This is a genomic window from Methylobacterium sp. J-088 (assembly GCF_022829295.1).
Classification (GTDB): Bacteria; Pseudomonadota; Alphaproteobacteria; order Rhizobiales; family Beijerinckiaceae; genus Methylobacterium.
On record NZ_JAKSYH010000010.1, the window covers coordinates 1 to 16,256 of the forward strand.

General features: G+C 66.0%; 20 protein-coding genes. 13 read left to right on the top strand and 7 right to left on the bottom strand.

Annotated elements, in window-relative coordinates:
- The 4 genes from MKK63_RS00110 to MKK63_RS00125 form a co-directional block, all read left to right on the top strand.
- A partial coding sequence (locus tag MKK63_RS00110) for a DUF892 family protein (protein WP_243997555.1) occupies positions 1–498 on the top strand: 498 nt, incomplete at its 5' end.
- A gap of 178 nt (positions 499–676) precedes the next feature.
- The gene (locus tag MKK63_RS00115) at positions 677–964 is read left to right on the top strand and encodes a hypothetical protein (RefSeq protein ID WP_243997557.1); all 288 of its coding nucleotides are present in this window, start codon (positions 677–679) and stop codon (positions 962–964) included.
- A gap of 171 nt (positions 965–1,135) precedes the next feature.
- On the top strand, positions 1,136–1,807 hold the full coding sequence (locus tag MKK63_RS00120) for an SOS response-associated peptidase (protein WP_243997559.1): 672 nt from the start codon (positions 1,136–1,138) through the stop codon (positions 1,805–1,807).
- A gap of 59 nt (positions 1,808–1,866) precedes the next feature.
- The gene (locus MKK63_RS00125) at positions 1,867–2,364 is read left to right on the top strand and encodes a hypothetical protein (protein WP_313901722.1); all 498 of its coding nucleotides are present in this window, start codon (positions 1,867–1,869) and stop codon (positions 2,362–2,364) included.
- A gap of 150 nt (positions 2,365–2,514) precedes the next feature.
- Here the strand turns inward: MKK63_RS00125 and MKK63_RS00130 are convergent, their stop codons facing one another.
- Positions 2,515–3,768: a cation:proton antiporter gene (locus MKK63_RS00130; RefSeq protein ID WP_243997561.1), complete on the bottom strand. Its 1,254-nt coding sequence runs from the start codon at positions 3,766–3,768 to the stop codon at positions 2,515–2,517.
- Between the two features lie 95 nt (positions 3,769–3,863).
- On the opposite strand from MKK63_RS00130, the gene MKK63_RS00135 reads away from it, so the two are divergent.
- From MKK63_RS00135 to MKK63_RS00150, 4 genes are all read left to right on the top strand, one after another.
- A complete protein-coding gene (locus tag MKK63_RS00135) occupies positions 3,864–5,153 on the top strand; it encodes a DUF2254 domain-containing protein (RefSeq protein WP_243997563.1) in 1,290 nt (429 codons plus the stop codon).
- Between the two features lie 437 nt (positions 5,154–5,590).
- The gene (locus MKK63_RS00140) at positions 5,591–5,878 is read left to right on the top strand and encodes a hypothetical protein (protein ID WP_243997566.1); all 288 of its coding nucleotides are present in this window, start codon (positions 5,591–5,593) and stop codon (positions 5,876–5,878) included.
- 159 nt (positions 5,879–6,037) lie between these two features.
- Positions 6,038–6,967 (top strand): metallophosphoesterase, encoded by a 930-nt coding sequence (locus tag MKK63_RS00145; RefSeq protein WP_243997568.1) that lies wholly within the window; start codon positions 6,038–6,040, stop codon positions 6,965–6,967.
- A gap of 433 nt (positions 6,968–7,400) precedes the next feature.
- Positions 7,401–7,763 (top strand): hypothetical protein, encoded by a 363-nt coding sequence (locus tag MKK63_RS00150; RefSeq protein WP_243997569.1) that lies wholly within the window; start codon positions 7,401–7,403, stop codon positions 7,761–7,763.
- Positions 7,764–8,410: 647 nt separating this feature from the next.
- On the opposite strand, the gene MKK63_RS00155 is transcribed toward MKK63_RS00150, so the two are convergent.
- Positions 8,411–8,611, bottom strand: coding sequence for a hypothetical protein (locus MKK63_RS00155; protein ID WP_243920315.1), 201 nt, complete (start codon positions 8,609–8,611; stop codon positions 8,411–8,413).
- 247 nt (positions 8,612–8,858) lie between these two features.
- On the opposite strand from MKK63_RS00155, the gene MKK63_RS00160 reads away from it, so the two are divergent.
- Positions 8,859–9,239, top strand: a complete 381-nt coding sequence (locus MKK63_RS00160; protein ID WP_243920317.1) for a hypothetical protein — start codon at positions 8,859–8,861, stop codon at positions 9,237–9,239.
- A 1,184-nt stretch (positions 9,240–10,423) separates the two neighbouring features.
- Entirely contained in the window at positions 10,424–10,669 is a 246-nt protein-coding gene (locus MKK63_RS00165; protein WP_409564452.1) for a hypothetical protein, read from the top strand.
- 1,052 nt (positions 10,670–11,721) lie between these two features.
- On the opposite strand, the gene MKK63_RS00170 is transcribed toward MKK63_RS00165, so the two are convergent.
- The gene (locus MKK63_RS00170) at positions 11,722–11,880 is read right to left on the bottom strand and encodes a hypothetical protein (protein WP_243997571.1); all 159 of its coding nucleotides are present in this window, start codon (positions 11,878–11,880) and stop codon (positions 11,722–11,724) included.
- Between the two features lie 96 nt (positions 11,881–11,976).
- Entirely contained in the window at positions 11,977–12,252 is a 276-nt protein-coding gene (locus MKK63_RS00175) for a GNAT family N-acetyltransferase (protein WP_243997573.1), read from the bottom strand.
- Positions 12,253–13,240: 988 nt separating this feature from the next.
- On the opposite strand from MKK63_RS00175, the gene MKK63_RS00180 reads away from it, so the two are divergent.
- Positions 13,241–13,552 (top strand): GCG_CRPN prefix-to-repeats domain-containing protein, encoded by a 312-nt coding sequence (locus MKK63_RS00180; RefSeq protein WP_243997576.1) that lies wholly within the window; start codon positions 13,241–13,243, stop codon positions 13,550–13,552.
- 353 nt (positions 13,553–13,905) lie between these two features.
- On the opposite strand, the gene MKK63_RS00185 is transcribed toward MKK63_RS00180, so the two are convergent.
- Complete coding sequence (locus tag MKK63_RS00185) at positions 13,906–14,115, bottom strand: hypothetical protein (protein ID WP_243920324.1); 210 nt, start codon at positions 14,113–14,115, stop codon at positions 13,906–13,908.
- Between the two features lie 267 nt (positions 14,116–14,382).
- Entirely contained in the window at positions 14,383–14,625 is a 243-nt protein-coding gene (locus MKK63_RS00190; protein WP_243997578.1) for a DUF6894 family protein, read from the bottom strand.
- A 118-nt stretch (positions 14,626–14,743) separates the two neighbouring features.
- Between MKK63_RS00190 and MKK63_RS00195 the strand changes: the two genes are divergently transcribed.
- Complete coding sequence (locus MKK63_RS00195) at positions 14,744–15,226, top strand: hypothetical protein (RefSeq protein WP_243997580.1); 483 nt, start codon at positions 14,744–14,746, stop codon at positions 15,224–15,226.
- 52 nt (positions 15,227–15,278) lie between these two features.
- Positions 15,279–15,455, top strand: coding sequence for a hypothetical protein (locus tag MKK63_RS00200; protein ID WP_243920329.1), 177 nt, complete (start codon positions 15,279–15,281; stop codon positions 15,453–15,455).
- Positions 15,456–15,561: 106 nt separating this feature from the next.
- Here the strand turns inward: MKK63_RS00200 and MKK63_RS00205 are convergent, their stop codons facing one another.
- Positions 15,562–15,858 carry a hypothetical protein gene (locus MKK63_RS00205; RefSeq protein ID WP_243997582.1) on the bottom strand — a complete coding sequence of 99 codons (297 nt, stop codon included), beginning with the start codon at positions 15,856–15,858 and terminating at the stop codon, positions 15,562–15,564.
- Between the last annotated feature and the right edge of the window lie 398 nt (positions 15,859–16,256).

A 16,256-nucleotide genomic window follows, 5' to 3' on the forward strand; every position in this document is an offset into this window, starting at 1 on the left:
GTGAGCAACGTAAAGCAGGCGATGGACACCTACTTGAACGGATTGCGTAACCAGCATGCGGTCGAGACCCAGGCTATCGGCACCATTCAGAACGAACTGCCGCGGATGAAGGCCTACCCAGAGCTGCATTCCAAGATGGAGGCTGACCATGAGCGGTCGGTCACGCAGGCTGCCCGGCTCGATGACCTTCTTGAGAAGCACGGATCTAAGAAGTCGCTGCTCAAGGAGGCGGTTACCGGCGCGGTCGCGACAGTGGCAGGCTTCACCCATGCCGGCGCAGGCGACGAGGTGCTGAAAAACGTCTTGGCTGCAATCGGCTTTAAGGCCTACGAAATCAGCTCCTACAAAGTGTTGCTCGCACTGGCCGACGCGGCCGGTGCCGGCGATGACAAGCCTATCTTGGAGCAATCGATGAAGGAGGAGCAGGAGATGGGCGACTGGCTGGGAAGCCATATCCCAAGTTTCGTAGATGCCTATCTCGCTCAAAAGTCTGCGTGATGTTTTCGCAGAGTTCCCCCGCCAGTCGGTGATTAGATCGGGTGGCGGTGCAGAGCTCCCGTTTCGGGAGCAGGGCGGGCAATGCCGCACCATGGGCGTGAGCAGTTGCCACACGGCGGCGACCGGAACAACGAGCGATAGATATTCTTCCCCCCAGGCTTGAGAACCCGGAGGAAACATGTCCAAGATCCTGAATATCGCCACCGCCGCCACGATGCTCACGCTCTCAGCAAGCCTCGCTGTTGCTGCGCCGTGCAATGTCGGCACAACGACGAATGCGGCTACCGGCAAAGATGCCAGCTCGAATGTCGATGGCGGTTCGACCGCCAAGGTGACCCCCGGCGCCAAGGCTGAGTCCCCTGGCACGGTGGGTGCGATGAACAATACCGGCGCGGCCATGAAGGATGACGGCTCGAAGAAAGCCCCCGAGGGCCAGCCCGTGAAGCCGGGCGCCGACAACTGCTAAGTTTGCCCCATCGGTCGGGCAGCCATATCGTTTTGGCTCGCCCGGCTGTTTGGCCCCCGGCCATAAGGAACGGCACCAAACCCCGTCAGCCCGGTATCAGATAGGGCGGCGGGGCAGCGTTCGCGTCTCGCGGTCCTGATCCTCACCGCGCGACCTCGGCGAGCGAGCCGAATGTGCAACCTCTACAGCTTGATCCGCGGGCAATCGGAGATCGGCAGAACGTTCAGCGTCGAGCACGACGACACCGGCAACCTGCCGCCACTGCGCGGTATCTTCCCCAACACCGCGGCGCCCGCGATCAGGATGCGCAACGGCGCCCGCGCCCTGTCTCTGATGCGCTGGGGCATGCCCTCCCCCACCTTCGCGATGAGGGGCAAGAAGGTTGATCCCGGCGTCGCGAACGTGCGCAACACCGCCTCGCCGCACTGGCGCCGCTGGCTCTCACCCGAGCATCGCTGCCTCGTGCCGTTCACGAGCTTCTCCGAGAACGAGAAGGCTGCGGACGGCTCGCACCCGCCGGTATGGTTCGCTCTGACGGAGGATCGGCCCCTCAGCCGCTTCGCGGGCATCCTAGTCGAGGGATGGCAGAGCGTGCGGAAGGTGAAGGACGGCGAGACGACCGATGACCTCTACGCCTCTCTGACCACCGAGCCGAACGCCGAGGTCGGCGCCGTGCACCCGAAGGCGATGCCGGTGATCCTGACGAAGCCGGAGGAATGGGCAGCGTGGTTGTCAGCACCTTGGTCTGAGGCCAAGGATCTCCAACAGCCCCTCGTCGATGATGCCCTCGTCGTCGTAGCCCGCGGACCTCGTCGGGACGGCCCCGCCGACGATAAGGGTTAGGTGCCAATCCCGCTTCCGGCCGCATGGTCGATCGCCCCGCCATGGCGTAGCTCGGCCGGATGTCAGCCAGCCTTGCCCCCACCCTGATCCCGAACCCCGTCGCCATCTGGCACGGCGCCATTGAGAGCCTGTCCCCGCATGCCTCGCCCTGTCGGTCTCTCACCCCAACCCGCTGGGCACCAATGCGGGAAGCAGCCATCGACTTCTGCGACCGGCTGGGCGTCGAGGCGCATCAACTCGGCTGGACAGCGCAGGAGTTGTTCGCTGTCCACCCGGAGCACGGGACGCTGCGGGTCGAGTTCTGCGACGTGCTGATGATCTCCGGCAGCAAGGCTGTGGCTTGGAGCCAACTCGGATCGTGTTCGATCGGGGCTCAGGCTACCGGACCAAGCAGGGTCGGGTCTGGGGCATTCCGGTCTGGGCGTTTGCCAAGAAGGGTGCGGGGCGATGAAGCGCCGACTCTTTGCCCCGAGCGGCGGCACTGGCTCGCTCGTGGGCTTCACGGGGCTGTGGTGACGGCGCTGGCGGCCTGCTGGCTGACAGGGCTGGTACCCTAGAGGAGGTCCGAGCTGGGTGGTTTTCTGCCGCTCTGCTTTCGGCAGGCAATGCATCTCAGCGGACATCGTCGCCAGCGCCTCACGCTTCTTAACAAATCTCGCGTGGTTCCGTCTGTCAGTTCGCGTTGGCTGAGGGAAATTCAGCGGCGGTTAGCTCGCTCGAAGGGTCCGTCGCGCCACGAGGCCGAGGGTCGATCCCTGTACGATGATGGTGAACAGCACCACGGCGTAGGTCGCTGCGAGGATGGTGGGCTTGGCCTCGCTCTCCGGGATCGAGAGCGCCAGCGCCACCGAGATGCCGCCGCGCACGCCCGCCCAGGTCAGGAACGGCACGTTGCCGAGCGAGAGGTTGCCGCCCCAGCGGAACAAGAGGACAGGCGTCGTGACCGCGACGAGGCGGGCGACCAGCACAATCGGGACCGCGCAGGCGGCCAGCGCCAGACCGGAGACTTGGAAGCGCAGGACGAGCACCTCCAGGCCGATCAGGAGGAACAGGACCGAGTTCAGCACCTCGTCGACGAGCGTCCACAGGGCTGAGACGTACTTCTGCGTGGTGTCGCTCATCGCGTAGCGCGGCGCGCGCTCCCCGATCAGCAGCCCGGCGGCCACGACTGCGAGCGGGCCGCTCGCTCCCAACTTCTGCGCGATGGCGTAGGTCCCGGTGACGAGGGCCAGGGTGATCAGCACCTCCACGGGGAAATCATCGATAGCCTTCATTGCCCGGTAGGCGACATAGCCGGTGACGAGGCCCAGCAGCACGCCGCCCCCGGCCTCGTGGAGGAGGAGCGTGGCCACCCCGCCTACGCTCGTCGCCTCGCCACTCTTGCCGGTCGCGAAGGCGACGAGCACCGTGAACAGCACGATGCCGATGCCGTCGTTGAATAGCGCTTCGCCCTGCATCTCGACTTCGAGGGCTTCCGGCACCTTCACGTTCTTCAGGGTGGCCAGCACCGCGACCGGGTCGGTCGGGCTGATGAGGGCGCCGAACACCAGGGCCCAGGCCAGCGGGATCGCGCTTCCGAGCGCTTGTCCCGCGGCCCAGAAGGCCCCGCCGACCACGGCGGTCGACACGAGCGTCCCGAGCAGCGCGAGGATCGCCACCGCGAAGGCCCGGTCGCGCAGGGCGCGCAGGTCGAGGTTGAGGGCGCCGGCGAACAGCAGGAAGGCCAGCATGCCGTTCATGACCACGCCGGTGAAGTCCACTTGGTCGAGGACGCTGGTGAGGTCTTGGTAGAGGTGCTGCGCCGGGAAGGCGACGTCAGCGAGCACCAGCGCGAGCGAGGCGAGGAGCCCCATCACCAGGAGCCCAATGCTGTGGGGCATGCGCAAGAAGCGGCGGTTCAGCCAGCCGAACAGGGCCGAGAGGGTGAGCAGCAGCGCTGCGAGGTCGAAAATCGAGATCAAAGAGTGCCCTTCCCGCCCGTGCGTTCGGTGTGCAACGGCCGGAACGCCCCTTCGTGCCGCTCGTTACCGGGCTCGAAAGGGGTCGGTCCGCAACGATGAACGCGCGCGTCAAAGCCTGGCTGGAGATCCTTGGCGACCTGTTCTGGCTCCGCCCGGCCCTCGTCGTCCTCGGCTGCATCCTGTTGGCACAGCTCGGAGTCTGGCTGGAGACGACCCATGTTGCCGGCTTCGACCCCTCCTCGCCGGACACGAACTGGGGCTATTCCGGCGGGGCCGAGGGCGCGCGGGCGCTGCTCAGCGCCATCGCCTCCTCGAACATCGGGGTCGCTGGTACAACCTTCTCCATCACCATCGCCGCCTTGACCCTAGCCTCCGGCCAGATGGGTCCCCGGCTCCTGCGCAACTTCATCCGGGACGGCCGCAACCAGACGGTGCTCGGCATCTTCCTCGGGACCTTCGCCTACGCGCTGATGGTCCTGCGTACGGTGCGCACCGTAGAGGAGGACCCGTTCGTCCCGCACATCGCGATCACCGGCGCTCTCGTCCTGGCGCTGGTCGCAGTCGGCACTCTGGTCTGGTTCGTCCACCACATCGCCACGAGCATCAACATCGAGACCGTGGTCGACGCCGTCCAGCAGGACCTCTGCCGAGCCATCGCGACCCATACCCGGGACCGGCCGGGCGCCGCTCATCCCGTCAATGCCCCGACCGGAAGAGCCGTGGCCGCGACCGGCGGCGGCTACGTGCAGGCCCTCGACGAGGACGCCTTGGCGGACTGGGCCCACGAGCGCGAGATCAGGGTCACCCTGCGGGTGCGGCCCGGCGACTACGTGCCGAGCGGTTTCCCCGTCGCGTTCCTGTCCACGCCGGTCGAGGGGGCCGAGGCCGCCATCCTCGACGCGGTGACGCTGGGGCGTCGCCCTGCCGCGCTTCAGGACCCGGAATACTCGGTGCGGCAGTTGGTCGAGATCGCGGTGCGGGCGCTCTCGCCCGGCATCAACGACCCGTTCACCGCCGGCAGCGTCGTCGACCATCTCGGTGACGCCCTATGCCGGATCGCGCCGAGGCACCTGCAGACCGGCGTGGTGCTGCGCGAGGGCCGCGCCGTCCTCGTCCATCCGGTCACGGACTACGATGGGCTGTGCGATGCCATGTTCCACATGATCCGGCAGAACGCGGCTGGCTCGGTCCACGTGCTGGGCCGGATGCTCGACGTGCTCGCCCGCGTCGCAGAGGTGGAGAGGCGGCCGGACCGGGCGGCGGAGCTCACCCGGCATGCCGGTCTCGTCATCGCCGCCGCCCGCCGCGACGTGGCGGACCCGTCCGACCTTGCCGACTTGGAGGACCGCTACAGACGGTTCGGCGGCGACCTGGGCGGTGCCTGATGCTTGATCCCAGGGTTTGATGGTGCAATCACTCAGGCATCGTTCCGGCCGGCGTCCGCGGCTTTCATAATCGTTCGGTCCATCGCGGCGTCCTGCTTCGCGCGCATGAGGATGATGCGCGCCGCCGTGCGCGCCCTCTCGGCGCGGAACCGTGCCCTGGGCTTCCCGTCCCGTAACGCCCGCGTCGCCATATGGCGGAACCCGTGAGCTTCAGCGATGGCGACCGCGCACCGCTCGGAGAGTGTGCTGTACTCTGCCGGATCTCGGCTTGTCGCGGCTGGCATGGCAGCATCCTCCCAAAGAGGCGATCACGCCGAACCCGCAACAACCGGACCAGGGCAACCGGACCAGGGATTGCCGGCATCCTCTGAACCGCGGCACGGTGCGAAGGTTGGTGTGCGTCGTGCCGATTGAGCGTCACGCTGTCAGGGATTGAGATGAACCGCCCCCGTCGTGTCGGCCTGCCTTGGTACGCCCAAGAGAATTATGCGGCCTTGAGGACCTGCCTCGCGGACGGGGCGAAGCTGCCGGCGCTGTACGACACATGGCGGATCGCCACCGAGCAGATGGAACAGGTGGTGCAGCGAAGCGGCGTCGAGGTCGTGCGCGTGCCGATAGAGCCGAACGCTTTTGCGTCGTGGTGCGCGCGTGATGGTTCTTTGACCGATGGTGCAGCGCGTGCCCGTTACGCAGCCGAGGCCATAGCGGCGGACGCCGCTTCCTGAAGCTGCCGACGTCATCGCCATCGAGCCGAATGGTCAGGGAACGGGGGTGCGGATGAGGACGGTTGCTGGGGTCGCGGGGTACGCGCGACGGCGACGTGTTCGAAACCGTCCGATGCTATCACCCGGCGCCTATCACCGAGCTTAGGAGCTTCACCTTCGATGCTCACGCGCCGCGCTCTGATCTCCCGCCCTGCCTTGACCGGCGCTCTGGCTACCGCTGGCACCTTCATGAGCGCTGGCTACGCGACGGCCTTCGAGCCCCACCGTGTGCAGACCGTCACCTATGGCCTGTCGCCCCGGGGCTGGCCGCCGGATCTACGGTTGCGCATCGCGGTTCTGACAGACTTCCATGCTCATCCGCGCTGCATGGGCGAGGCTGAGATCGCGGCAGTCGTTGCCCGGACCAACGCGCTCGCGCCCGATCTCGTTGTCCTACTGGGGGATTACGGTTCACAGAGCCCAGGCCCGGTGCCGTTCGAGAAGATCGCCAGCATCCTGGGCAACCTCACGGCGTCGAAGGGCGTCTATGCCATTCAAGGCAACCACGATTGGGGCGATGATCGGGAGGCGCGTCGCCGTGGCCATGGCCCCACGCATGCCGAGCGAGCGCTGCGAGCCGCCGGCATCCCGTTCCTCGAGAACACGGCGGTGAGGCTCGATTGTCCCGTGCCGCTCTGGCTGACTGGGCTGGAGAGCGAGGAGACACCGGGTGTGCCGCAGATGCGGGAGCAGTTCGAGCGGTATCGCCGCGATACGCTCGACCGAACGCTCCGGGATGTGCCGGCAGGCGAGCCCGTGATTCTGTTGGCGCATGAGCCGGACATCTTTGCCTCGGACCTCGATCCGCGCGTGGTCCTGACGTTGTCAGGCCATACGCATGGTGGCCAGATCCGCATTCTGGGCTGGTCGCCCTGGATCCCCTCCCGCTACGGCCTACGCTACGCCTACGGTCATATCGTCGAACGAGGGCGCGATCTCGTGGTGTCGGCCGGCTTAGGCTCTCACTTCGTCGCCGGGCGTCCACTGCGCTTTGGTGCACCGCCCGAGATCGTCGTCGTCGATCTCGGAGCAACTGTTGCGACATCGTAGGGCATCGCCGAACGCCTCCCGGCGGCTTCGGCAAGGTCGCTGCAGCCGAGGTGCGGCACGCTGAGGGCGTGAGCCTCTCGCTGAATCGTTAGTGCCGGCCGCTCGTAACGGACTGCTTGCAGGTTCGCGTCCTGCCGGGTCCCACCACGCTCGCAAAGTCCTCGATACCCCACATCCTGCATCGCCTCGCCGCCGGGATACCGGCCGAGCCGAACCGGAGGAGCGCTATGCGCCTCTGCCGCAGGCGCCGTTCGCCCGCTGTTCCCGGTGCTCGCGACAGATCCGCCTTCACCCTTTGCCGCCCGTGGTTCCGCGCGCTAACGCAGAGGCGATTTCAGCGGCCTCGGTCGTGACCTGAGGGCAAGGCACGGTGGCAGCAGCGAACCACCGTCCGCCGAAAGCGTTTCCGACTCTCAACGGCAAGGAACGTGACATGAAGGTGATCTCGGCAACCGTCCTCGGCTTGGCACTGTTGAGCGGGGTGGCCCCGGCCTTCGCACAGCCCTACGGCGGACGCGACTATGGCTACGATCGCGGCGACTATGGCTCCCGCGACAGGGGTTACGGAGATCGCGGTTATGGCGATCGCGGCTACGGCGACCGTGATCGCCGCGATTACGACCGGGACAATGACCGGGGCTCGCGGGGCGGGCGTGGCGACTACGCCTTCAACGAGGAGGAGTATCTGCGCTGCAATCCGGACGTGCGCCGGGCGGTCATCGGTCGTGCCATCAAGTCCGGGCTGGAACACTACCGGAAGGTCGGCATGGCGGAAGGCCGGAAGCTGAGCTGCTGATTCCCGAGGCGCAAGGCGAAGGCTCCTTCGCCTTCGCCATCCGCCGCCCGTGATTCTGCACCCCGATGCGCAAGAGGCGACGCACCCCATCAGGAGCGCGCCGCAAGTCGGCTCGCGGTCTCAGGGACGAGCGTGAAGCCTATGGCAAAGCGCGGGCCAAGCTAATGTCCAGGCGCCGCCGCAGCGTTTCCGGCTCCGGGAGCGAGGCGTCGCGTCGCCCAAATGATCTGCCCTGCCGCGTCCCAGAGCATCGCCGATCCTGCACGCTCAGCGAGAAGTTCAACAAACCGGGCTTCCGCTCGGCCAATGGCTTCCGCGTTCGTTGTCGCGTCGAGCTGTTCGGTAGCGACCGACAGGCCACTCGCGCATCGGCGGTGAATGGAGCATTCAAGGTGGAACACAGCCATCCTGACGCGCGAGCAATATGCCTGCCAAACAGGTTTGTATAAAAATGTCCGCCTCGGCGGACCGGGCGGGCTGAGGGGCCATTGGGTTTCGAAGGCTTTCGGATCGCCCAGCTGCAGATCGAGTCGCGTCATCCGTTCGTAGGATCTCAGCGCCTCAATCCGCTTTAAGCATCTGCGCGCGCCTGCGCTGGACCGCGCCGCATCCGCTCGGCCCGGTTGCGATCCGCTACGGAGCGGCGGTCACCGGTCCGCACCGCTCAGCAACTTCTCGACGGTGGCTAAGCCGGCCGCTTGAGCTTTTGCTTCGGTCGGGTAGCTGCGATCAGAACGCTGAGCCAGCTTGCCGTGCTTGCGAATGGCCCAGTTGTAGGCCCCGCCGTCTTCCTTGGGAGGAAGGACCTCCAGCGAATAGGGGTGGATGTTCGTCTCAGTCTCGCTCATGGGGGAGTCATGCCACGCATGTGCCGGCAAGCCAAGGCTGGTGTGCCTTCGCCAAACGCCGCTCAGGGATCTTCACACCACCCAGGGCGGGATGCCGGTCCGGCGAGCTATCGGCCGAGCTGGAGCGAGACCTACCTAGGAGTTGTGTTTTGGAGCACACCGCGACGTGATGCATGGGGATTAACCCTGTCTGGCACCGTCGTCGCCGCCGTGACTGAGAGGGCGCAGGTGCTGGAGGGTCTCCACCATGTTGACTCGCGCCGTCGTCAGCCTCGCCGCTCCGGTCTTCCTCATCGCCGCGTGGGCTGCCCCGTCACTGGCACAGCCTGCCGCCAATGGCGGGCCCAAGCTCCTCATTCACGGCAACTACTGCGGCCCGGGGAACAACGCCCCGCTGCCGCCGATCGACGCCCTCGACGCCGCCTGCGCTCGCCATGACGCTTGCTCACCGGATGTCGGCCTGCCGTCGAAGGCATGCAATCTTCGGCTGCAGCGTGAGGCAGAGGCCGTGGCCCGCGACCCGCGGCAGCCCGATGATCTGCGCTCCCTGGCGGGCTTCGTAGCCTCGTTTGCATCCAGTGCGTCCAGTGCGGCTCCGTCGGTGCTTCCGGCAAAGTTGGCTCGGTAACGGGCGAACACTTCGGTCTCCTGCCCCCGGCTGAGCCCCACGCGTTCGAACAGGTTGCTGAAACCGGAACCTTAGGTATCTTCCCGGGGACATACAGCCCTCGCGATGGGGTAAAGCGCTCTGCACCACGCACGACGATCATGAGACCCGCGTTGATCAGATGGCTCGCGGCGGCGCTTGCGGGCAGCGTAGGCACCGCGGCTGTCGCCCAGAAGGCGCGAACGCGGAGGCCGGCTCCGCGTCCAACCATCGAAGCGCCGCAGCTCGGTTACCCGCGTCTGCCGACCACGACGCTGCGGCCGCCTGATGACGGCATCATCCATTGGAATACGCCGAACAAGGACGGCAACCTCGGCGGTCCTGGGGCAGGCGGAAGTGGCGGCGGCGGTGGCTAGAGCGCACTCCGCCGAAGTGGACACCGGTTCGCTGCCCGGGAGCGCGTCGCAACAAAGCCTGAGAGCCGTGCGCGATTGCAACGCGATCGGGCACGGCTCGAGACCTGTCGCCGAGAAAAAGCCCGCCGCGGCGGACCGGACGGGCTGACGATGGATCGAGAGCGGGCCTACCTCCCGCTCGGGGCAGCGTAGCTACCTGTCGTCCCATTGCCTCCGCCGCTACCGGCCGGCGCGCCCGGGGTGGTGTTCCGGACGAAGCTGGCGCCTGGGTACTTCCGCTGCGTCCGCATCATGGAGCGGCGGTGCATGGGGTGGCGCCTCATCCGAACGGTGGTGACCATGTCAGAAGGCGAAGCGACAGCGGGTACTGGACCAGCCGGCACGGCCGATGCGGGAAGCGCCAGGACGCTGAAACCGACGCCGGCCAAGGCTGCGAGAACTCGAAAACCCATGACGTTCCTCCGTGCCTCAGCGCAGATGGATCGCGTTGGCCCTCGGTGAAGCCGTAGAATACGCTTCGAGTTCATTGCGCCCGGTGGTCCGCGACTCAGCACCACGCCTCTGAACTGGGTGGCTCACCGCAACGCTCCGCCACCTTCGCTATCCGGCGCCCATGCCGCCACCCACGAGTCTGCACCACGCACGTCGCGGAACAGGTAATTATGGCGGCTGAGATGGCGACCCGCGTCAGCGCGTTGGCGTGACGCAGGAACGGACCGTGTGACGGCCGGTTGGCCCCGCTCAGCAGCAGGGTCGACCTTCCAGGCCCGCGACGATTGGAGCGCTACCATGGCGAACGCCGGCAAACACGGAATGCACCCGGGCGCTCAGGGCAAAGGGTCGGGGTCTGGTGCGATGACCGAACTGCCTGAGGGCACACTCGGTGAGAACGAGGTGTTGAGCAACCGCGACAAGTCTCAGCATGACGATGAGCGCGGCCTCGACGGCAAGGGCGTCCAGACCGATCAGTACCAGGATCATTCAGCCAATCGGCATGATGCCGACGGGGCTGCCGAAAAGCCTGAGCGTCCTTGAACCCCCGCCCGGGGTCATCCGTCCCGGCTACAGCCCTCCAGGCTCGAACACCACGCCGGACGCGGAGGTCATCCAGACCCAGCCCCGACGTATCTGCTCTTCGCCGGTCCGCCCGCTTGGCCCTACCCCAATCGGATCACAGAGTGGGGGTGGGGGAGCGTCCAATCTCATCAGCGATGAGCTGAGTCGATACGCAACGCAGCTCATGAGGAAAGCGCCCGTTCGCCTTCAGCGAGCGGGCACCTCCCCGGAGATTCGGGTGTTCTTGACCGGGACAGAACACCAAAATTCCGCCACGGCGGAGCGGGTCAGAAGCCCCCGCGGCGCCCGTACCCATGGCCATATCCACGCCCGTAGCCACGGCCATAGCCTCTTCCATATCCGCGCCCGTAGCCATAGCCGCGCCCACGGAAACGCGGACGCCCATAGCCGCGATGACCGTAACCGAAGCGGGGCCCGCCATAGCCATACTGAACGTCATGCACTGCAGAAGCAGCCTCCGGAACGGCTCCTAGGCCGATCTGAGCCGCCTGCGCCTGGGCGGGGACGAGAAACATGCTGGCTGCGAATAGCCCAGCCGTCAGTGTGGGTATTTTGAACAAACGCTCTCTCCTCGCGACGGCCGCAGATCTGCGGCCATCACGCAGGCCAACTGGACGGGCACGCCCCCTGTTCCCCATCACCTGTTGGCCTTTGGCATCCGGCGCCCGTGATTCTGCGCCCCTTTGTGGATGAGCGTGCTGGGGACAGTCGTGATCCACGATCATCGGATCGTTTGGACAAGAACAGAGCCTGCGGCGAATGGACCAGCGGCATTCGCCGTGGGATCAGATGCTTGGTTGCGGCCTTCTCCACAGCATGAACCGCTTCGCACTCATCAGCATCTTTGCCGCTCTGTTCGCCGGGATCCTGGCCATTGGTGGGACTTGGACTTACATCACGAGCATAAGCCCGGCCGTCGGTCCGGACACGAGTTCGACGCCCAACCCGACGGCCCAGCGGAAGCAGCCCTGAGGCTTCGTCAGGGCCTTGGCGCGCTCGGCCCCTGCTCTTCAGGTCGGCTGCACCTCGGTCTCCTTCACCTCGGGATCGTCTTCTTCCGGGACGGTCGTATCGGGTTTTGGCGATGGCTCGATCTCGTCGAGGCGTGAAGGGTCTTCGATCAACGCGCCAGGATCCTCTCCCGGCATAGGCGTGTCGGCTTGGGTCATGGTGTGCGCCTCCGTTCTCAGGAGGCTACGTCCCGCGATCCATGGTGTTCCCCGAGGGGGCGCTGCCGCCATCATCGACAAGGCGTCGGGCGCTTCTCAGGCGAGCAGACCGCGATGTGCACCATGCCCGTGCAGCCAAGCCCGGGCGTAGCCGCAGAGTGGTATGATCTGGTCACCGCCTGATCGGGCGTGGGCCGCTACCCCTTCCATGAGTCGATCGGCTGCTCCCGTGCCGCGCAACATTGGCGGAGCGTAGACGTAGGTGATGACGAGTCGTGCTGGTTCGCGACGATAGCGCGCAAACGCGATCTGATCGCCGACCTGCAGCTCGAACCGGCACTGCTCGACGTTGTCACGGATTGGATCGGTCATTCCCGTCCTCAAGCTTCGCTCGAGATGTGCGGCGTGACCGAGCGCTCGAGACCGAGCGGCGTTCCCTCGGCCGCGGCGCGCGTCCGACCGCCATCAAAAGCCACGTGGGGATGCCGATGATCTGATGTGAGGGGACGAGGCTGATGTGGGCCGGATCCCGTGACGACGTGGTTCGGCCCTGTGCCGTTCGGCGTCTGAGCCGGAGCGACGATGGCCATGTAGCACTTAGGTTTTCCCGCGGCAGCGCAATGACTACTGAGGGCTGCATCACGCTTGCAACCTACAAAAGCTCCTTAAAATCGCGTCACTCAGAAGTTGTGATCCCTGACATATCTACGCCGTGCTGGGTATGGATGAGCGGGGGTTGCCGGTGACGGGATCCGTTTCCTGAGGTTCCTGCGTCACTCTCATTGCCCACACGCTGACCCGCTCGGCATAGGGATGGCCCGCATGTCGCGCTTCGCGCGCGCGCCGTTCAAGGCAATCCGCAGCCTGGAGGCGATCATCGCCTCAAGAGGCGTCATCGCTGACCGTCCGCAGAATGGTTCCGCAGCGCAGCGTGACACACCGCACCGCACGCGTCCGAACGATCAGGCATCGTCATTGCAGATCGTTTCCCCGGGCCTCTCAGCAGGCCCGCCGCATGATGACAGGAGTGCGCAACATGGTCCTCAAGGGCTTCTCCTACGCGATGATCGGCGCCTTCGCGGGCGGCATCGCCATGACGATCGCCGGCTCGGCTGGTGTGCTGATGGGCCTGTAAGGGCTCCGGACGGTGGGTGGCCTCAGCGGCCGCTGAGATTGGCCAGCAGATGAGCGGCGGGGCGTAAGTCCCGCCGTTTTCGTATGCGCGGTCCGAGCGGGGTGCGAATAGCCAAGCCATCGGATTGATGAACGCGTGGACCAGAACCGGTTCAGCCCGTTCGGATCACTCTCCCTGTCATGCGGTCCGGCAAGTCCGCTCCCAAGGGTTCAAGAGGTCTGGGTCATGGTGCGCTTCAAGGTGCTTGGAATGGCCGCGATCATAGCGGCAGGGGTCGCTACCGCTCCGACCGCGAACGCAGCGCCGTTCGGATACCGCCCGCCCGACGGCGGCGTTCTGATCGAGCGCGTGGCCGGTGGCTGCGGCCCGGGCTTCCATCCGAACCCCTGGGGGCATTGCCGTCCCAACGATCGGGGCTGGGGTTATGGCGGCCCGCGCGGCTCCTATGGTGACAGGCCGGGCTATGGGTATGGCCGGGGCTACGACCGCGGTTACGGGGGTTATGACGGACCGCGCCGGTTCTACGGCGGCTACTGATCCGTGCGATCGACCGGGGCGTCAGGCTTCCATCCTGGCAGCTCCAACCCGGGTTTCGGCGGTATCGTGGGGGCAGGATGCCGCCGAACCGGGCCAGTCCTCCCCAACGCCTGATATGGCCCCTCTCCGGTCAACGGCTTGTCCTCGCCCCCGGATCGGGTGACACCGCGGCCCCATAGAGCAGCCCGTCTTCGCAGCTCGCCGACGCGCGCAAGGGCGTGGCGATACAACAGCAGAGGCAAGGGCAGGAGTCCGACGGGCGGCCGATCAGCCTGCAACAGGCCCAAGCCACGTTCGATTCTGGTCGGACTGACAGCACGTTGCGGAATGCGGGGGTCTGAGGCCGGCGTCGTTCAGGCCATCCGCGCCGGCCGGCCTCGCAGCCGCTCGGCCTCCTCGCGCCACGCATCGCGCTCGATCCGCATCGCCTCGACCAGGGCGTGCATGTTGCCGGCGTCGATGGCGGTTTCGACGAGCATGTCTTGTGCCGAGGCGAGTTGCTCGCGCAGCTCGGCATTCTCGGCCGCCAGCGCCAGGAGCAGAGCGGCCACGACATCGCTCATTCCTGCTCCCGCGTACCCAAGGCAGCGCGTTTAGCCGGGCTCAAGCTTGGCCGCAATCGCGTCCGATCATCGCGACTGCGCCGGCGAGGCCGCACCGAGGCCGAGGGGTATCAGGCCCCGGTGCTGCTCTTCCGGCGCGCGGCCGGAGCCGATCGCTGACGGTACGGTGAGACGTAATGATTAACGGACCGTTTATTCAACCTTCAGAGGAAGTCGGAATTCAATTAAAGGCACTGCAAGTCCGGGAGGCGGATGATCCGCTCCGCGTCATGCTTGGATCGCAAGGTCCGATGGGTAGGGGACCTTGGCCAGAACATTCCCGGTCTGATCCAGTACAACCACATGCCAGTGGAATGGGTCTGCCGCTCCCGCCGCATGCGCTGTGATAATGCGCTTCCAGACTTCCAAGGCTTCAATTTTTGCTGCGTCCAGATCGGGAAGGTCGATCCCGCTGTGATCGCGCGATACGTCCTCCCCGTCGTGCAGGACGTCGAAAAAGTAGCGTGGCATCTGCGTTCCTGGAAGGCTGAAGCACGCTGTTTATACAACGATAACGTGTAGATCCAGTGTTGGCAGAGGTCAGATGTTCCGAATGAAAGCGTCATCCGGTCGATATTGGATCGCGTCCATGTTGGATCGTCTGAACGAGGACGCCGCTATCGGCTGCATGCCGCGCCAAAAAGTGTCGTTCGGCGCGCGCGCGTTGCCTCGCGTGCGGATCGAGGCCAGCCGGAAATCGGCCCAGGGCGTTGGGCTCCTGGATCGGGCGGTCGACCGCAACCGGCAGATAAGAGGCGGCACGGAAGGAATGCGCTCAACGTTGCGGACCTCCGCCGCGACCGCCGCGTTGAGCGGCATGCACCCGGAGTTTCTCATGGCCCTCACCAATCCCACGCGCTTGGCCGTCACAGAAGCCGCTCTGGCGTCTGCCGATAGGCTCTGGCGTGATGAGATGCGCCGAAACTACGGGGCGGATGGCGTGCTGACCTACGGCTTTGCACCGGAAGCGCAGGGCGACCTCGGTACGCCGCTTCGCAGAACCTACGAGGCCCGTCGTGTCGCGGTCGCGTTGTGGCGTCATGAGCGGCATCGGGTAGCGCCGTCGCCGTGAGACGTACGTCAGATTCCAGGGTACTGGTCTAATCTTGATCCGAGGGCATGCGATGGCTGAGACTGACAAGCCCAAAGGCGAGAGCGTGATGCCGCCGACCGTGCGGATCGCGAACGTCAATGTTCCGGACCCCACGACGGACCGCGCGCCTGAGAGCACGGATGTGGTGAAGGACGCCGAGAGCAAGCCCGACGACCCGGACAAGGCGGCCAAAGACGGTCTGGCTTAAGGTCGCAGACCTAGAGATTGTCATCGCGGCGACCGAGGTCGTTGCCGCTGGGGCACTGGAGCGAAGCCGCGGCCCCGCAGCCGGCATGCTGCGGGGCCGCGTCGGGTTACTTGCCGCTCGGGGCCGCACCGCTGCCGGTGGCACCGTTGCCCGTACCGCTCCCGGCCGGTGCGCCGGGCGTGCTGACGGGCGGACCCCCGCTGGTGCCAGGCCCCGTGCCCATCGTGCCCGTGCCCATCGAGCCACTCCCGCCCTCCATGCGCTTTTCGGAGTTGCTCTTCACGGAGCCCGGGTTGTTCATGTTGCCCTCGGCGCTGCCGCCACCGGCCGCGGTCTGAGCGATCGCACTGACGGACAGCGAGAGCGTGATCGCTGTAGCCAGCGAGACTGTCTTGATCGACATGGACGTTCCTCCGGACAGATCGGATTGATCAGTCCATGTTTGAACGTCACCGCAGTCTCTGTTGTTCGGTCACTCGTCAGGGTTGTGGTTACAAATCCCGCACGCGTCGCAACCGAAGGGCCAAAACGCGCCGATCGCGTCGTAGCGAGCGTTTGGTCAGAAGGATCGCGACAAAAAACACCCCGGGAGCGGAGGCTCCCAGGGTGTCGCTGACTGCGCGGCCCGTGTGATCGGGCTGGACATGAGAAGGGCAACCGATCAGCTGCTCTTCGACGGCGGCGAGCGGTGGGGAGGACCAACTGCCCCTCGCCCGCCGCCGTGTTCTCCCGGCACGATGGCCGGGAGCAGCGCCACCGGATCTTAGTACGAGCCGAACTTGTAGTTCAGGCCGGCGCGGA